Origin of the sequence: Methylobacterium sp. SD274 (assembly GCF_017355285.1) — a bacterium.
In the GTDB taxonomy this organism is placed as follows: Bacteria; Pseudomonadota; Alphaproteobacteria; order Rhizobiales; family Beijerinckiaceae; genus Methylobacterium.
Genome location: NZ_JADIJP010000015.1, coordinates 1 through 17392, shown reverse-complemented (window position 1 = coordinate 17392; position 17392 = coordinate 1). Strand labels below are relative to the sequence as shown.

12 protein-coding genes and 1 tRNA gene are annotated in these 17392 nt (G+C 66.9%); 4 read left to right on the top strand and 9 right to left on the bottom strand.

Annotated elements, in window-relative coordinates; genetic code table 11:
- Positions 1 to 290: 290 nt before the first annotated feature.
- Complete coding sequence (locus IPV08_RS14015) at positions 291 to 866, bottom strand: TetR/AcrR family transcriptional regulator (RefSeq protein WP_207412303.1); 576 nt, start codon at positions 864 to 866, stop codon at positions 291 to 293.
- 114 nt (positions 867 to 980) lie between these two features.
- On the opposite strand from IPV08_RS14015, the gene IPV08_RS14010 reads away from it, so the two are divergent.
- On the top strand, positions 981 to 1679 hold the full coding sequence (locus tag IPV08_RS14010; RefSeq protein WP_207412302.1) for a glutathione S-transferase C-terminal domain-containing protein: 699 nt from the start codon (positions 981 to 983) through the stop codon (positions 1677 to 1679).
- Between the two features lie 424 nt (positions 1680 to 2103).
- Here IPV08_RS14010 and IPV08_RS14005 read toward each other — a convergent pair whose 3' ends face one another.
- From IPV08_RS14005 to IPV08_RS13985, 5 genes are all read right to left on the bottom strand, one after another.
- A complete protein-coding gene (locus tag IPV08_RS14005) occupies positions 2104 to 3798 on the bottom strand; it encodes a HAMP domain-containing methyl-accepting chemotaxis protein (protein WP_207412301.1) in 1695 nt (564 codons plus the stop codon).
- Positions 3799 to 4153: 355 nt separating this feature from the next.
- Positions 4154 to 5962: a reverse transcriptase family protein gene (locus IPV08_RS14000; RefSeq protein ID WP_207412300.1), complete on the bottom strand. Its 1809-nt coding sequence runs from the start codon at positions 5960 to 5962 to the stop codon at positions 4154 to 4156.
- 316 nt (positions 5963 to 6278) lie between these two features.
- Complete coding sequence (locus tag IPV08_RS13995) at positions 6279 to 7943, bottom strand: SWIM zinc finger family protein (protein ID WP_207412299.1); 1665 nt, start codon at positions 7941 to 7943, stop codon at positions 6279 to 6281.
- Positions 7940 to 11068, bottom strand: coding sequence for a hypothetical protein (locus IPV08_RS13990; RefSeq protein WP_207412298.1), 3129 nt, complete (start codon positions 11066 to 11068; stop codon positions 7940 to 7942). Before IPV08_RS13990 ends, IPV08_RS13995 begins: the two co-directional genes overlap by 4 nt.
- A 202-nt stretch (positions 11069 to 11270) precedes the next feature.
- Positions 11271 to 12251, bottom strand: coding sequence for a hypothetical protein (locus IPV08_RS13985; RefSeq protein WP_207412297.1), 981 nt, complete (start codon positions 12249 to 12251; stop codon positions 11271 to 11273).
- A 238-nt stretch (positions 12252 to 12489) separates the two neighbouring features.
- On the opposite strand from IPV08_RS13985, the gene IPV08_RS13980 reads away from it, so the two are divergent.
- Entirely contained in the window at positions 12490 to 12642 is a 153-nt protein-coding gene (locus IPV08_RS13980) for an RNase H family protein (RefSeq protein ID WP_207412296.1), read from the top strand.
- Positions 12635 to 13465: an Abi-alpha family protein gene (locus tag IPV08_RS13975; protein WP_207412295.1), complete on the top strand. Its 831-nt coding sequence runs from the start codon at positions 12635 to 12637 to the stop codon at positions 13463 to 13465. The genes IPV08_RS13980 and IPV08_RS13975 overlap by 8 nt, the downstream gene beginning before the upstream one ends.
- A 442-nt stretch (positions 13466 to 13907) precedes the next feature.
- On the opposite strand, the gene IPV08_RS13970 is transcribed toward IPV08_RS13975, so the two are convergent.
- The 3 genes from IPV08_RS13970 to leuC all read right to left on the bottom strand — a co-directional run bounded on the left by IPV08_RS13970 (position 13908) and on the right by leuC (position 16019).
- Positions 13908 to 14189 carry a hypothetical protein gene (locus IPV08_RS13970; RefSeq protein WP_207412294.1) on the bottom strand — a complete coding sequence of 94 codons (282 nt, stop codon included), beginning with the start codon at positions 14187 to 14189 and terminating at the stop codon, positions 13908 to 13910.
- 225 nt (positions 14190 to 14414) lie between these two features.
- Positions 14415 to 14499, bottom strand: a tRNA-Leu gene (locus IPV08_RS13965).
- Positions 14500 to 14603: 104 nt separating this feature from the next.
- The gene (leuC, locus tag IPV08_RS13960) at positions 14604 to 16019 is read right to left on the bottom strand and encodes a 3-isopropylmalate dehydratase large subunit (RefSeq protein ID WP_056421992.1); all 1416 of its coding nucleotides are present in this window, start codon (positions 16017 to 16019) and stop codon (positions 14604 to 14606) included.
- 271 nt (positions 16020 to 16290) lie between these two features.
- Between leuC and IPV08_RS13955 the strand changes: the two genes are divergently transcribed.
- The gene (locus tag IPV08_RS13955) at positions 16291 to 17271 is read left to right on the top strand and encodes a 2-hydroxyacid dehydrogenase (protein WP_207412293.1); all 981 of its coding nucleotides are present in this window, start codon (positions 16291 to 16293) and stop codon (positions 17269 to 17271) included.
- Positions 17272 to 17392 lie beyond the last annotated feature (121 nt).

The window sequence follows — 17392 nt, the reverse complement described above, 5'->3', positions numbered from 1 at the left end:
GCTTATAGATTATAATCATAATCTATAATTGCAAGACGTGTCGGGGGAGCCGTCCCATCCGCGATGGCGTGCGTCGACTTCACGTGGCCACCGCCCAAGTCGCCGGCAGGCAAGGGGCGGAAATTTCACGGTTGTTACCGTTCGCTCACGACCCTTGGCAGACGCTGGGAAGGTCTGCTTCCAGGCGGCCCAGCGAGCCAGAGAGTACGACTGGAATCGGTGGATTTAAGCCTGACCGCTTACGATCGACCAAGCATGGAAGCGGACCTTGTCTTCGTGCGGGCTTTTGATCAGTTCGGAAGGAGTCCTGTCTCTCGATAGCTCCTGACCAACGAGTCGAACAGATTTATATCCGAACGGCTTCGAGCGATGATCTGAGCTCCGGCTACAGCAGCATAGATGGCAAGGGCTCTCGTATTCCCGTCCTTCGCCTCGACTAGTTTTGCAGCAACGAGCTGCTCGCGTAGCCATGCCGTATTGACGCCTGCAAAAGACTGGACCTCCTTCAGAACCTGCTCAGGCAACGCGTCATACTCTGTCGCCATGAAGCTGCTGAGGCACATGCGATTATTGCGCTCCAGAGAGAGACGAAAAATGCTGGGGTATTGCCGCAGCGCTTCCATCGGACTTTGCGCATCCGTTGAAATAGCTTCAAGATCGCGGGCAATGTCTTCCCAATAGCGGCGCGCGACTGCCTCGCCGAGGATGGCCTTATTGGCGAAGTAGTAGTTGATGCTGGCGGCCTTGATGCCAACGGCCTGAGCGAGGTCGCGGAAATTGATGCCGCCGTATCCATAGGCCATCGCTGCTTCCCTCGCGGCCACGAGGATCGCCTCACGCACATCCCTCTTCAACGTCGCTGCCATTCTCAACCTCCTCCTGTCATATGGCAGACAGGGGTTGACGACACAAGATATCGGTCGTAGTTCGATGTCTGTCATCTGACAGACAGGCAAAACCCTTAGGAAAGCGAGACAACGATGTCCGACAAGCTCAAGCTCTTCACCTCACCCTCGGCCTTCCCGAACCCGCAGCGCCTGCGGATTTTCATGCACGAGAAGGGCATCGCCGATCACTTCGACGAGACGGTCTACGACATGTCACCGGTCGGCGAGCAGCGGGGTTGGAAGCACCTGAAGATGAACGCTTGGGGCGAGACACCGACCCTCGCGCTCGCCGATGGCTCTTACTTGAGCGAGACCTCCGCCATCGCTCGCTACCTCGACGACACGTTCGAAGGCCGCAAGATCATGGGCGAAACGGCGCATGAGCGTGGCCTTGATCAGATGTGGGACAACCGGGTGTGGGTGCACATCCTCTATCCCATCGTCACTGCATTCCATGTCCTGCATCAGGGTCTGGGCCCGAAGCTCGAACTGACCAGCAATCCGGCCTGGGGCGAGCACTCCCGCAAGGTGGCCCTGGCGCATGCCGGCTTGGTTGACCGGCACCTCTCCGACGGCCGTGCGTGGCTGCTGGGCGGCGATCAGCCGACGTTCTCGGACATCACGTTGGCGACGGCCATCGCGTTCTCCAAGTTCCCGGTGAACGCCACTCCACTCGATGAGCGCTTCGAGCATCTCGATGCCTTCTGGCAGCGCTGGCAGTCTCGGCCGGCCTTTATCGCTGCCTATGCGGACAGGAGCAGCGGTGTGCCGGAGATCGACAACCGGACGTGAGCGCAAAGCGGTCGGTCCCGGTGGGGGGCCGACCGCAATCTTGCCCGAGGAAATCATCATGCCTTTTGCACGGATCGACTTGATCCAGGGGAAGCCCTCCGAGTACCGCGCTGCCGTGGGGGACATCGTCGATCGAGGCATCGTCGACGTTCTCAAAGCACACGATGGCGATCGCTTTGGGGAAGCGCCGACTTCATCGTAACGACTGGCATGGGCCGGGAGCGGAATGTCCGTTTCAAGGCAAAGGCTCAGCGCCCGCCCTCACCCATCTCGGACGTCTAGGGGTTGGTACCTCCACCAGGATGGATTCGGGCTGTCCCGCCGACATGGGGGCCCGCTCGCCGTGGCCATCCCGAGCGCCAGGGCGAACATGCCCGGTCTTCAGGAGCGACCCGTATCCCTCATCCGGGGACCATTCGCCCGATCAGCGAGACGCGACCACGGACCGGAGGAAGGTCTCCACCGTGCTCGCGAGATCTTCATTCGCGGACACCAGTTCGGTCGCGACGCTGGCGACGTTTCCGGAGGCCACCGTCGTCAAGTTCGCAGCGCCCACCAACTCCTCCATGGCGTTGGTGACCCGCGCCGTCCCCTCCGAGGCGCCGAGCGCGCTGTCGCTGATCCCTTTCGTGGCCGCGCCCTGCTGAGAGATCGACTGTGCGATCAGGCTCATGCACGCGTTGGCCTCGTGCATCGACACCGTGATGGCTTCGATCGCGACGACGGAGTCCCGGGTCGATGTCTGGATGCCATCCACCTGCTTGGCAATTTCCTGGGTGGCGGCGGAGGTCTGTTCGGCCAATTGCTTGACCTCACTCGCCACCACAGCGAACCCCTTACCGGCATCGCCCGCGCGCGCCGCTTCGATGGTTGCATTCAACGCCAGCAGATTGGTCTGTCGGGCGATCGTTGAGATGACCTGAACCACGTCACCGATGCGGGCCGCGGCCTGGGAAAGGCCCGCAATCATCGTGTTGCTGGACAAGGCACTCTGGCTTGCGCGGCCAACCACTTCGGCGGAGTAAGAGACACGGTCGGCAACCTCGTTGATCGACAGGGCAATCCTGCTCGCCGAGTCCGCAACCGTGCTCACGCTGTCTGCCGACTCGTTGGCCGCGTCAGTCGCTTCATTGGCTTTGCTGAGGGATGCTGCCGCGATCCCGCCAAGACTTGCCGCAGTAGCCTGCATTCGGGCGGCATCCGACGTCGTCTTTTTCAGCAAGGAGCCGACATGGTTCCGGAAGTCGTCAATCAGTTCTTCGGTTTTCGATTGATGCCGAATGCGCATCTGCTCATCGGCCCGCGCCTCGGCTTCGAGGCGTTGGCGTTGCGATGCATTCTCGCGGAAAACGTTGATGGCCTGGCCCATCCGCGCGAGTTCGTCCCGCCCTTTGCTGAAGGGAATCGCGACATGGATGTCGCCGCGGGCCAGATCGAGCATGGTCTTGGTCACGGCTTGAACCCTGACGATGACGAGCTTGTGGATGAGCCAGAACAGGCAGCCGAACACCAGCGTAATCATGATGGCGAGAACGGAAGCGACGGTCCTCGCCTCGCTGTCGGATTTTGCGATCGCCGATTTCAGCGGGGCATACGCATTGATGGACCCCAGAACGGTCTTCGATCCGACCGGTAAGTCATGACAGTTCGCACATCCCGGATGTGCGGAGGCCGGAAGTGGAGCCGAAATCTTGAGGAAGCCGTCTTCCTCGGTGACGATCGGTTCATTGCGACCGTCGATGAACTGCTGCAGAGCTTTTCGCTCAAAATCCGTTTCGACCGCCGTCGCGGTTCCGCCCGACGATGGTATGCCCGTGATGGCGGGATCATTCACGAGGCGGACACGCAGATTGTCGGGGCCAAAATCATGGATGACAGCGTCGTCGACGGCGCGGATCGTCGTCGTCCACGTCTCTCGGACAGCGTCCTTATCTTGTTTGGAAGAGGCCTGTTCGAACTCGGCGTTGAATTTCTTTGTCGAAACCATGAACATTTCGACGGATCGGGCGATGCCGGTCATGGCCGAAGTCATTGCGGCGTCCCGCGCCATCGGCCGTAGCGTAAACGCGCCGATGTATATCGCGAGTGTCGAGCACAGCACGACGAGCGACACAGCCATGAGTGCAAAAATCTTATTCCTCACGGGCACCCGCCTTGATCAGCAACGATTGATGCCATGCGTAATATATAAAGCCGATTAACGAAATTATAACGCAGATAATGACTCAAAAAACCCCATATCTACAGTCTTGATTGGCCAGCAGCGAGTTATATTTCTATTTTCTCAGGTAAATCAGGCTGCGCGACGACGTCCGCACAACCCCGCTCGGGTTTTAGGGATACGAGTCAGAGATGTTCGGCGCCGGGATGTGTAAGAGCGGGTCTGTTTCGAGCCGTCCAGCCTCGGCAGACCATGCATCGAATATGGCTTTGTCAGATGTGAGGCCTTGCCGCACCTTTAGAGCGCCCCGTGATCACCTGCCGCGCCGGCGGCGGAGCCAACGCCGGATTGCGATCACGAGTGAAGCGGCGAGCACCAGCAATCCCAGGACCGGGTGCACGATGGCGCCGGCCTGGAACAGGACGAACACGCCGAGCACCACCATCCAGGGCTTCAGCGGCGTGTCCTCTCCGACATCGCCGCCGGGCGGCGATCCGGGACGCGGCTGGTCGGCGGCCGGCTCGGGGCGACGGCCGATGGAGGGCAGGCCGCTTCGTCCGGGCACGCTTCTGGCGGGCCGCTCGGCCTCGAGCAGGATGGGATCGGGCTGCGGCGGCGGGCGTTCGGCCGGGCTCCACCAGCCCTCGCGCGGCGGCACGCCCCGCGCGGATTGCGCGCGGAAGGGGGTGATCCGGGGCTGGGCCGATTGCTGCGGCGCCCCGTATTTCTCGGCGAGCCGCCGCGCCTGCGCGACCAGGGGAGCACCGGCTTCGGGCGTGACCATCCGGACGAAGCGGGCAAAGCCCAAAGCCGCCGCGAGCACCGCCTGCCCCTCGCTCCGGCCCCAGCGGCGGCCGGCGGGTCCGTGCCCCTCGATGCCGTGCAGCAGGGCGCGGAACCGGCGCAGGGTCTCGCGCGGCACCGCGACCCGCTCGTTCACCGTGAGCCCGGTGACCTCCTGGTGCCGCCCCCGCCGCATCACCCGCGTCTTGTCGGGATGGATTGTGAAGCCTTCCCCGGCGACGATCTCGTGCACGTATTTGAGGAGCGCGCCGGTCTTGCCCGCGGCCTCGCCCGAGGCCGAGAAGGTCATGTCGTCGGCGTAGCGGGTGTAGGTGAAGCCGAGCGACGCGGCGAGGCCGGTGAGCCGCGCGTCGAGGCGGGTGCAGACGAGGTTGGTGAGAGCCGGGCTCGTGGGCGCCCCCTGGGGCAGGCGGCGCGGTCCGCGCGCCGCGTAGAGACGCTGCCCGTCGATCTCGACCTCGTCCACGTCCGGCTCGGTGCAGAGCAGGGCGAGCACCGTAGCCACCGGCTCGGCATAGCCGAGGCCCCGGAACTTGCCCTTGATCCGGCGGTAATCCAGCGTCGGGAAGAAGTCCTTGAGGTCGAGGTTGACCACCACGTCCCGCCCCACATGAAGGGCGGCGTTCGTCAGGATCGAGCGACCCGGAACGAAGCCGTGGGCGGCCTCGTGGATGCCCGCATGGGCGAGCACGGCATCGAGAATCCAGTATTGCGCCCGCTTGAGCCGGGGCATCGGCGCCGAGATGGCACGCAGCCCACCGGTCTTCTTCGGGATGGTGAAACGCTGGTAATGGCTCACCGTGGCGAGCGCCCGATCATAGGCGAGGAAGCGCAGCTCTCCGAGGCCGATCCCCATGGCCTCGGCCACCGCGACGGGGCTCGCCAGGTCCGGCAAGCCGTCGGCTCGCGACGCCCCGGCGTCTCCCCCCGAGAGCCCCGCCGAGACGCCCTCGCCGAGATAAAGGATCTCCCGGTTCCGGCGCCCGTGCCAGGCGAGCGCGCGTTCGTGCCGCCCGCGTGCGCCGTTGAGCTTGGTTTCGCGCCGCCGTTCCAGGGCCGCCTTCTTCCGGCGCTTGTGCATCGCCTTGAGGGCGGCGTCCGGATTCTTCCAGAGCGCCGCGCTCCGATGCAGCTCCGTCAGTTCGCGGGTGAGCTCGCCCCTTCGGCGGATGACGTCCTCGGGGAGGTTCGGCTGATCCGTCCCGGCCGGCCAGTAGCCGAGCCGGATCATCTCTTCGAGGACGACCTCGTCCTTCGAGCTCTCGCGGATGCGGTCGTAGAGCTGCTGCCGGGTGAGCGAGCCGGGCTGGACGCTCATGGGCGGCTCGCCCGCACGGGAGGACGAATGAGGGACGCCGGGCGGAAAGCCTTCGTCAAGTCTCGGGACTGGTCCGGTCCACTCGATGCCGGCACGACCCCTACCGCGCGATTGGGTTCAGGGAACCCAAACAGAAAGCGCGCGGTAGGGGTCTGTGCCGGCCCAGTGAAGAGCGGGCCAGTGACGCTTTGCCGGGCAGGGTGCAGGGACGGCGAAACGCCGCCCAGAATGCAAGGTCCGCTCCGCCCGACGTCCCTCAAGGGAAGAAGCTTAAAGCATGCCGGGGAGGGCATCAATCGGTTCCCGACGCGGTTCCTCACGCCTGACTCCTCATCGGCTTGCCCTCGACCTGCGCGTGGACGATGCGGCGCAGGGCCAGCATGTGCTCGCAGGGGCCGCGCATCAGTTTGTTGCGGATGTAGAAGCCGCAGGTGCAGTGGCCTCCGACCATGCGGTCGTCCGCGTCGATCTCGACGGCGGTCGCCATGGCCCGGCCGTCGTCCAACACGGAGCCGGTGAGGCTGCGCCGGCCCTCGGCGCGGGTGATGGGGCCGAGGGTCACCAGCCCGGCGGCGACGAAACGGTCGGCCTTGGCCTCCTGCTCCGAGGCGAAGCGCAGGGCGCCCGCGTCGAGGGGCTCGCGGGTGAGTTCGCGCAGGCGAAACACCCGCTTGTCGAGGTCGAACATGACGCGGCCGGCCTGGACGTAGCCGCCGAGCGCGGCCTCCACCGTCGCCCGGTCGAGGCCGGTCTCGGCGGCGAGGGTCCCGGCATCGGCGAAGAGATGGCGGCCGAGCGCCGCGAAGACCCGCGCGGCGGTGCCCGCATCGACATCCGTGCGGGGCGCGAGAAGGTCGAACTGGCCGGCGCGGGACCAGTCGTTGGCGGTCCAGCCGGACAGGCCGAGGGTGAAGCGCAGGCCGCCGTAATCGACCACCGCGAAGGAGGGCAGACCGGTGCCGAGGAGATGGAGGCGCACCGATCTGGCGAGCGGCAGGGCGCGGGCGAGGATCGCCAGCCGCCGACGGCCCCAGAGCCGGATCTCGGCGCTCGCCGATCCCCGGTAGATCGAGCGCCGGAAGGTCAGCCGCTCGTTCCAGGGTTCGATCAGCACGCTCACCGGCCGGTCCGGTTCGAGCAGGAAGCGCAGGGAGCGCGGGCCGTGCCGCTCCCGGCGGGCGGCGAGCCGGGTGAGGATCGCGTGCATGTCGACGGGGTGGAGATCGACCACGCAGGCGGGCTGCGCCATGGCGCTCGAGACCTGCAGGAAGCCCCGCATCCAGGAATCGGGCAGATCGATCTTGTCCTCGCGGTATTCCTCCGTGCCGCTGGTCTGCACCGAGAAGCCGGAGGGGTCGATGGCGAGTTCGGTGTCCCGGTCGCTGCGGATCTTCTGGAACTCGTCGTACAGAGCGTGGCTGTAATCGATGTTGGTGGTGCCAAAGGCCATCTCGCCCATGCGCTCGAACACGTCGTGGTCGCAGGAGAGGCGCCCGTAGGTGGATTCGTCGAGGCTGAAACACTCGAAGAAAATCTCGTCCGGATGCACGGTGATGACCGGGTCGAGGACGATCCAGGCGTCGAGATCCTCCTTGTAGAGGCGGTCGAAATAAAGCTGCCGCGCCTTGTAGAACGGCCGCATCACCGTCTGGGACGCGGCATCGATGTCCCTGAGTTCGCGGCGCAGGGACTCGATCTCGGCCTCCAGCTCGTCTCTGCCGGCCAGCGCTTCGGCGAGAAGCTGCTGCTCGTTGGCCTGCAGCCAGGCGAAATAGGCGCTGCGGTCCTTCGGCTTGAAGCGCAGGTCCGACACCACGACGTGGTGCAGGGCCGAGATCGCCTCGCGGAACGGCAGGTGGCGGGCGACCCGTCCGTTGAAGAAGGTCGGCGCGCGCAAGGTATCGGGCGCGAAGCCGAGCCGCGTCGTTCCCCCTTCCGTGACGGCGCGGCTCTCGCCGAGGTAGCGATGGACGACGTTCATCGGGCACCCTCCGACAGGGATCCGGGGGCGGGCCGTGCCACGGAGGGGCGCCGGACGAGGGGCGTCTCGAGATCCGGATAGGCGTCGGCGATGTCGCGAAGCGCCAGGATCGCGGCGTTCCGGTCGCGCGCCGTGACGCTCAGGGACAGGTCGGCGAAGAGGGGCAGCAAACCTTGCGCCCGCTCCAGGCTGCGCAGGGCCTCCCCCTTCAGGAAGGCGGCCATCCTGTCCTTGGCGGTCCGCCCCGTCAGCACCTGCAGCATGACGATGCGGGCGAGCGGCACGAGACGGGCGAAGGCGTCTTCGCTGGCCACCGCCTGCGCCGTCAGGAGCTCCGTCACCAGGAGGTGCATCGAGGGCGAGGGATGTTCGAGGAGGCGCAGGATCTGGGCATCCGCCTCCCCCGGCCGCAGCCGGCTGCGCAGGAGCCGGCGGGCGAAGGCCAGGACCTCCGGCTTGACGCTGTCGGTGACGATGGAAAGCGCCTCCGGCGTCCAGGCCTCCTCCGGCCAGGTCGCGAAATGGCTCTCCGCGAAGGCGAAGGTCTCCGGCCAGTCGCTCTCGACGAGGAGGACGGCCTCGGCCGCCTCGGCCTGGAAGCGGGAAGGCTCGGCGAGATAAGCGGCCATCGCCCATTGCCGCACGGCGAGATGCGAATGGCCCCCGAGCCGCGCGATCTGGCGCACGCTGAAGAGGCCCGGCGCCCGCTCGGCCAGCACGATCGCCCCGAGGCGCTGCGCGCCCTTGGCCTGCGCCTGGAGGAGGCGCCACAGGGTGCCGGCGTCGAGGGCAGCGAGTTCCCCGGGCATCGCCTCGCCCAGGAGCGCGACGATGTCGGCGACGAACCGGTCGTCCGGCGCGGTGCGGAACAGGCTCGCGATGAGGGCTTGCGCCAGCGGGCCGGCGCTGGCCGGATCGGCATCGACCAGGCGCTTCACCAGGGGCCGCGCCGCCGTTCGCAGAATGGGCGAAGGACCGGAGGCGAAGGCGAGGATGGGGTCGGCGTGCCGGCGGAGCCGGGCGTCGTCGAGGCGCGACAGGAGGCCGATGGCGGCGTCCCGCACGTCCAGGGAGTCCGAGCCGATCAGGGCGTACCATTGCTCGGCGGGCAGGCCATCGGCATCGGTGCCGGACAAGGCCAGCAGCGCGACGCCCGCAGCCATCATCTCCGGGGCAGGATGCGCCATCAACGCGGCGATGTCCTGCCCGTCCACCGGCATGTCGTGGTCCGGCCAGAGCAGCGGCAGGCCCGCGCGCATGGCCCGGATCGATGCCGCCGCCTCCGCGTCGAGGACCGGCGGCATCGCCCGCAGCCATGCCACCAGCCGCTCGGCCAAAGGCCCGGCGACGCCGGCCGGAAGCCCGCGCTCGCGGGCGAGGGGGAGGAGCGCCGCCTCGACCTCCGGCGCGGCACTCGTGAGCAGCGCGAAGGCCAGCGCCACGTTCGACCAGGGCAAATCCGCCTCGGCCTCGATCCGCCGCAGGGCGAGCATCCGCGCCTCAGGGAACCGGGCCTGGACCAGGACGGCGAGGAGTTCGGGATCGGCCCCGCCCCGGGCGAGCCGCTCCCGCGCGATTTCCAGGCCGAGGGCGGCGACGGCGGGCAGAGTCGCGCCGAGCAGGCGACCGATCGCGGCGGCATCGAGGGCGGCGCAGGCGGCGGCGTCGGCCCGCAGGACGCGCAGTCCCAGCATCGCCACGGGGTCGATCCGCCCCTCCGTGGCGAGACGGAGGGCAAGGTCGGGCCGGGCGCTCCAGAGATCGGGGAAGGCCTCGTCCCGCGAGTCGAGGTCGGTATCGGCATCGAGGAAGAACGTGGCCGAGCCCGAGCGCGGCCGTGCCTGCGGGGCATGGCGGAACAGGAGATGGCTCGCCGCCCATTGGGTCGCGAGGGGGCCGCGCAGGCGAGGCTCGCGGCCCCAGGCGCCGTTCGCCTGACGCCGCCACAGGGTCGAGACCGTGCGCTGGCCCAGATCCTCGGGCCGCAACCTCAGCAGCAGGCCGGACGCCATTTCGGCGAAGGCCGGATCGCCGACCTCGCCGCGCTTGCGCAGGGCCCGCCAGATCCGGCGCTTGAGGTAGAGCGAAGTGGCCGAGGACAGGCCGATCCGCGCGTCCGGACCGCCCCGTTCATCGCGCACCACGAATTGCCGCCGCAACTCGGCCGAGTAGACCATGGGGTCGCCGGATTTGTACATCGCCTTCGCGCTCTCGAGCCGGAGGGCGGTGGCGCCGAAGAGGCCGGCATCGTCGGCCATCTCGGCATGTTTGAAGAGGCGGCGCAGGCCGATGAGGTAGGGCGGCCGGGGGGCCAAGCGCGGGAGCGCGGCGCAGAGGCAGGCATGCAGCGCTACATCGTCCTGCGCGCAGCGGCCGAGCGCCACCAGCGTCGGCCCGACGGCGAGGGGCTTGCCCCTGGCGAGGGCGGTCAGCGCGGCGACGAGGCCGTCCGCGTCGCCGGCGCGGGCCGGCCGGGCGACCGCCTCCGGCAGGTCCGCCTCTTCGCCCGAGGGGCGTCGTTGCGTGCCCATCAGCGGCGAGACCAGGGCGAAGCGGGCGAGGTCGCGGATCACGACGCTGCTCGTTTCGGCCGCCACGGCCTCGAGGATCGGTGCCGCCTTGCCCCCCACGGCGCGGGCCAGCGCCCAGACCAGGGCGTAGCTCGCCCCCGCCGGCCCGACATCCCGCACCAGGGCGACGAGATCCGGCTCCGCTTGCGCGATGCGGAGCTGGCCGATGCGCCAGAGCAGGCGCTCGCGATCCTTCTCCGGCCACGGCCAGCGCCAGCAGGATGCCAGCCGCGCGAGAAGGATGCCGTCGCGGCCCTCGGCCGGGGCCCCGGCCGCGCCCGTCACGGATGACGCTACGGGCTGGTCGCTCCGGCGGTAGCCGCCGTTGATCTTCGCGACGACGACGCTGTCGAACACTTTCGCGGCGGCATCGGCCGAGATCGGCTGCGCCGTCTTCGATCCCTCACGCAGGATCGCGCCGCGTCGTCCGTAGCGGATGTTGACGAGGAACCGCTCCGGTGCTGCGACCGCGTCGTTCTCCACGAGGTCCACCTCGTAGACCTTGTCGGAAGCCCCCTCCTTCAGGTGGAGGCGCGCCGCGCGGACGACCCTCATGCAGCGGACCCGGAGAGGGCGATACTGCGATCCTTGGGTCTCTGCATCGTGGCTCCTCGCGAGACGGGGAAGAGGCGGCGACCGGCCCGGTGACGTGCGGCGTTCCGGTCGCAGGGATGTCTAGCCGCCCCGGGATCGCGGGGGCAACCCTAAGAGGCAGGGGCGGACCGTGATGAGCGCGTCCCCATACCGCCCCGCCTGATCAGCGCGGAACCACCGAGGCGGCGACGCGCTCGGCCCGCGCGAGGGCGTCCGGCTGGTCCGCGCCGGCGAGACCGATGACGCGCAGGTAGGTCTTGCCCTCGAAGCGGATCGTCTGGGTCACCCCGACCTGACGGCCGGACCGGACGTCCTTGCCGGTGGCCCGCAGGCGGATGACGACCGCGCCGCCCTCGGTGGTGCGGCTCTCGTCGGTGACCGCGATGTCCTTCACCTCGCGGATTGTGCCCAGCGCCTTGCGGGCGAAGGCGCTCTGCTGGCCGGTCGCGACCGGAGCCTTCCCCAGGGAAGGCGCCACGATGACGAGCGGCTGGGTGCCTTCGGGATCGACGTCCTTGGGGCCGTCGGTGAGCAGAAGGGTGTTTCCCATCAGCGTCCGCACCGGGCGGAACCCGGCCAGGTCCCCCACCGAATAGGGCATGGCCGCGATCTGGTCGGCGACGCTGCCGGGGGAGCGGAAGGCGATCGTGCCCAGCGCCGCCTCCACCGCCTGGTTCGGCACCTGCCCACGGGCCGCTTCCGGAACCTGCACGGTGACGAGGCCGGTGCCATCCCCGCCCCGCACCACCGCGACCCACTTGGTATAGGCGATCCCCCTGGCCGACTGGCTGCCACGCAGGACCCGGCCCTCGCCGCCGGCGACCGGCAGCGGCTCGGCCGCTCCCACGGCGGCGAAGCCCGTCGCGCGCAGGGAATCGGGGGTGAACTTTTCGGCGAGCTGCCCATACGCCTCGGCCGGCATCGCGACGATGACGATGGAGGCGCCGGAGGGATGCTCGAAACCGGCGAAGCTCTTGGCCAACGTCATCCCGGCGGGTGGAACCAGACCGATCCCGCCGGCAGGCGGAAAGACCGCCTCGGCGGCACGGGCCGGCATGAGCGGAGCCGAGACGAGCAAGGACACGACAAGGCCGAGGAGGGCAAGCAGCCGGCCGGTGGCGCGGCGGAAACGGGGAAGACGCATTCTGGAAGGGTCTCTCGAGAGGGGGACGTCGGCGTCGGCGGGGAATGCCCCGACGCCGGCTCGCAATTCCCGAGAGCTTGGCCGGCGGACGCTCGGAGCGTCAAGCCACCGGGATCCGTGCATGAGCCGTCCGCCCTGACCCGCTTCGCCGCTGACACCGCACAACGCGCGCCCGCGCTTCGTTGACATCGCGCGCTAGGGCACCTGTGGAGCTCTCAGCCTCAGTGCCGTGGTCACCATGCTGGGTGATAGCAAGTATGTCATCCAGGGCATCACCGGATGGCTTCCTGGCTGGAAGGCCGCCGGCGGGAAGTCAGTGGCGAATATGGAGCTATGGCAGGCGCTGGAGATGACCGTGGCGCGGCACGAGAGCGTCACCTGGAATGAGTGAAGGAGCACGCTGGACACGAATTAAACGAGCGCGTGGAAGCCTCTACGACCTTGCAACCCCTGACAACACCGTAATATCTCATACTTCACGCGATGAAGGGTTTGCAATTATGCCGCTTAATGAAGAAGCAAAAGCTGTTCAGGAAGTCGCGAAGGCATCAGGCGAAGCCATCAAGGCAGCCCGTGACGCAGGTGGATTTATTTCACGATTTATTGCTGCACCCCTCGAAACTGCTTCTGACATATTAAATGACAAGCTACGATATGCTCGGTGGGAGCGTCAGCAGCGCCTAGTTATACGAGGAAAGCAGTTTCTTGCAGAGGCGGGGCTCTCAGAACCTAATCGGCGGCTTCCCCTGAACTTCGCGGTCCCACTATTAGAAGCCGCAACGCTTGAAGAAGACGATGAGCTCCAAGACGCTTACGCGCGGTTGCTGGTTAACGCCGCAAACTTAGATAGCGGGATCGAGTTGAGACGAACCTTTATCAGCATACTTGAGAATCTCAACTCATTGGATGTTAAAATTTTGGATATGATTGTCAATGCTCCAGATTCAGTTTTAGAAGAAGGGGAACATGGAGTTCAAACCGCAGGCTTGCCTAATAGATACATCTCTCCATCAGAGTATGTAGGCGATACCGGCACGTCATTTCCACCTCACCCAAACGAGCTTATTTCAACCTCTCTCTGGAACATTATAAGATTGGGTTGCATCGTCCCAGTTGCCGGGTTCTCTGGACCGCTTCTACGATCCGTCCATTCAACCCCTTTAGGGGCTTCTCTTGTGAAGGCGTGCACGATCATACCCGTAAAAGCGCGCTAAGTTAGCCCGCCAGTCTGACAGGCACACTCCTACCCCATCCTATCCGCGGCAACCTAAAAGCGCGCGGGCAGTTATATCTTTATGCGCTCCAGAGCATCCTTCATCGTCATTAAGGGCACCGTACCATACGCCTTCGCCACGCTGTTAGGAGCGTGCCCCCGCGATGGCATCCGCAACGCTGTCGTTGACCTTTGCAGCCCGAGCTAGAGTCGTGAAGCGGTGCCGCCAAGCATGGGACAGATCTCTTCGGTGCGCTCGGCCAACCTCTAACCCAAGCCCCAGCACAAGGCTGGCCTGCCGTAGAGCTGCCAGATTGTGCTCATTGAGCGTACGGCAGCTGTGTTGGTCGATAATGAGACCACGGCGACCGAGCACCCCGCAGAGAAGCCCTCTGCACACTCCTTGATACTCCTTGCACGGAGCTCAACGTCTGACAGGATCATCAGTGCGGCACGTCCGAACTGCCCACCTTCGCCTTCAGGTTTCCTACTTCAGCCCGTAGCCACCGCTCCGCTGTGCCCGGATCATCCTCCAGGGTGTCAGCAAGGGCGCAGTAGAACTCGCCTGCAAGCGCCAGAGCCTCTTTATGAATCAGCCCTTTGGGGCCTTCGCGCACGTAGGGCCATACGGCCTCCAGGTACGCCACTGCTACTACTTGCCGAACCTTGGCTTCCTGCGGTTCGCGAGTGCGCAGCGAGACGCGAACGTACTTCGCTGAGATCACCTTTGTGACGAACGAGTACCGATAGGGATAGCCAACGTCAGGCTACGCTCTCTGTCGAGCACGTCAGCTGGGATACGCTGGATAAGTTGGTGGGCCGTGCTGACTGACGCCTCATCGGGCGTGGCATCCGAAGGGGCATGTTGAACGCATCTGTTGAACAGTCAGATGCGGAGAAAACCCTTCAAAATGAAATGCTTTTTGCGGATCAGCGGCTTAGCCAACTGATGGTGCCCAGGAAAGGACTCGAACCTTCACCTCTTGCAAGACTGGTACCTGAAACCAGCGCGTCTACCAATTCCGCCACCTGGGCCGGTCGGCAGATGTTTGCCGACGCGGAGGTTCGTTTAGGCGGACGGGCCGGCCGCGTCAATCGCGATTCCGGCCCGTTTCGCGGATTCCGCCTAAGCTGGGCGCTCAGGCCTCGCCGCGCCACTCGCGGATGTCGACGAAGCGGCCCGCCACGGCGGCGGCGGCGGCCATGGCGGGGGAGACGAGGTGGGTGCGCCCGCGATGGCCCTGGCGGCCCTCGAAGTTGCGGTTGGAGGTGGAGGCGCAGCGCTCGTTGGGGCTGAGGCGGTCGGCATTCATGCCGAGGCACATGGAGCAGCCCGGCTCGCGCCAATCGAACCCGGCCTCCTTGAGGATGAGGTCGATGCCTTCCGCTTCCGCCTGGGCCTTCACCACGCCGGAGCCCGGCACCACCATGGCCGAGACCGACGGGTGGACCTTGCGGCCCTCCACCATCTTGGCCACGGCGCGCAGGTCCTCGATGCGGCCGTTGGTGCAGGAGCCGATGAAGACCCGGTCGAGGGTGATGTCGGTGATCTTGGTGCCCGGCGTGAGGCCCATATAGTCGAGGGCCTTCGCCTTCGACTGGCGCTTGTTCTCGTCGGCGATGGCGGCCGGGTCGGGCACGAGCCCGGAGATCGAGACCACGTCCTCGGGGCTGGTGCCCCAGCTCACCAGGGGCGGCAGGCTCGCCGCGTCGAGGCGGACCTCGCGGTCGAAGAAGGCGCCCTCGTCGGTGGCGAGGCTGTCCCAATAGGCGCGGGCCCGCTCGAACGCCTCGCCCTTGGGGGCCTTGGGGCGATCCTTGACGTAGGCGTAGGTGATGGCGTCCGGCGCCACCAGGCCGGCGCGGGCGCCGCCCTCGATCGACATGTTGCAGATCGTCATGCGCCCCTCCATCGAGAGGGCGCGGATCGCCTCGCCGGCATATTCGATGACGTAGCCGGTGCCGCCGGCGGTGCCGATCTCGCCGATGATGGCGAGGATGATGTCCTTGGCGGTGACGCCCGGCGGCAGGGTGCCGTCCACGGTCACGCGCATGTTCTTGGCCTTGCGCTGCAGCAGCGTCTGAGTGGCGAGCACGTGCTCCACCTCCGAGGTGCCGATGCCATGCGCCAGCGCGCCGAACGCGCCGTGGGTCGAGGTGTGGCTGTCGCCGCAGACGATGGTCTGGCCCGGCAGGGTGAAGCCCTGTTCGGGGCCGATGACGTGGACGATGCCCTGGCGGCGGTCGAGGGCATCGTAGAACTCGATGCCGAAGTCGCGCACGTTCTCGGCCAGCGTCTCCAGCTGGAGGCGGCTCTCCGGATCCTCGATGCCGAAGCGGCGGTCCGAGGTCTGGACGTTGTGGTCCACCACGGCCAGGGTCTTCTCCGGGTGGCGCACGCGCCGTCCGGCCACGCGCAGCCCCTCGAAGGCCTGTGGGCTCGTCACCTCGTGGACGAGGTGGCGGTCGATGTAGAGGAGGCTGGTGCCGTCCGGCTCGACATCGACCACGTGGTCGTCCCAGATCTTGTCGTAGAGGGTGCGCGGGGCAGTCATGGCGTGGCTGTTTCGGTTTTCGTCGTTGATCGGATCGCGGGCGGATAAGTGACTCTCGCCCTCTTTAGTAATGTTCGAAAGGCCCGCTTGGAAGTAGGCCGGCGCACACGGCGCATCGCGGTCATGACTGCCGCCCGCGCGCCGCATGGCGACCTTGGCCGATGCGGACCCGCCGCGATGGCTGGACCCTGCCCGGACGGCGGATTACAGCCGTATCGTTTAATGGCCACGCCTCTCTTGGCCACTTCCGGGGACGGATGACGAGCGCGACATGCAGCCTGCCGACCTGTTGCTCCTGAAGCCAATGCAGCCCAGCGTGATGGAGGCGCTGGCGGGCGCCTTCACCCTCCACCGCGCCGACACCGCGCCCGATCCCGACGCGTTCTATCGCGAGATCGGACCGCGCATCCGCGCCATGGCGACCGGAGCGCAGGCCCCCGTCGACCGCACCCTCATCGAGAAACTGCCCCAACTCGAGATCGTGGCGAGTTTCGGCGTCGGCTACGATACGATCGATGTCGGCGCCGCGGCGGAGCGGGGAATCGTCGTCACGAACACGCCCGACGTGCTCTCCGACGAGGTGGCCGACCTCGCCCTCGGGCTGCTCCTGGCGACTGTGCGCGAGATTCCGCAGGCGGACCGCTACCTGCGCGCCGGGCACTGGCCGACACGGACCTACCCGCTGACCGCGACCCTGCGCGGCCGGCATGTGGGCATCCTCGGCCTCGGCCGGATCGGGCGGGCCATCGCGCGCCGCCTCGAAGGGTTCGGCGTGGCCCTCTCCTATCACGGCCGCCGCCGGCAGGACGACGTATCCTATGCCTTCCACCCGACCCTGCTGGAGATGGCGCGGGCCGTGGACGTCCTGATGATCGTGGCGCCCGGCGGCCCGGAGACGAACGGGATCGTCAATGCCGAGATCCTGGAGGCGCTCGGCCCCGACGGGATCGTCGTCAACGTCGCCCGCGGCAGCCTCGTCGACGAGCCGGCGCTGATCGAGGCCCTGCGATCGGGCGCGATCCACGGCGCGGGGCTCGATGTCTTCGCCGCCGAGCCCGAGGTGCCGGAGGCCTTCCTCGGCCTGGAACGCGTCGTCCTGCTGCCGCATGTGGGCTCCGGCTCCGTCCAGACCCGCGAGGTCATGGGCCAACTCGTGGTCGACAACCTGCTCTCCTGGTTCTCCGGCAAGGGTCCGCTGACGCCGGTGCCGGAAACGCCGGCGAACGCGCCCAGCACCGGAGCGGCCCGATGATCCGTCTCGCACGCTCCCTCGCCGGCCTTCTCGCCGGTCTCTTGACGGCAGCGGCCCTGGCCGGTCCGGCGCAGGCCCAGACTATGACCCAGAATGGGGGCCAGGGGATGGTTCAGGGCGC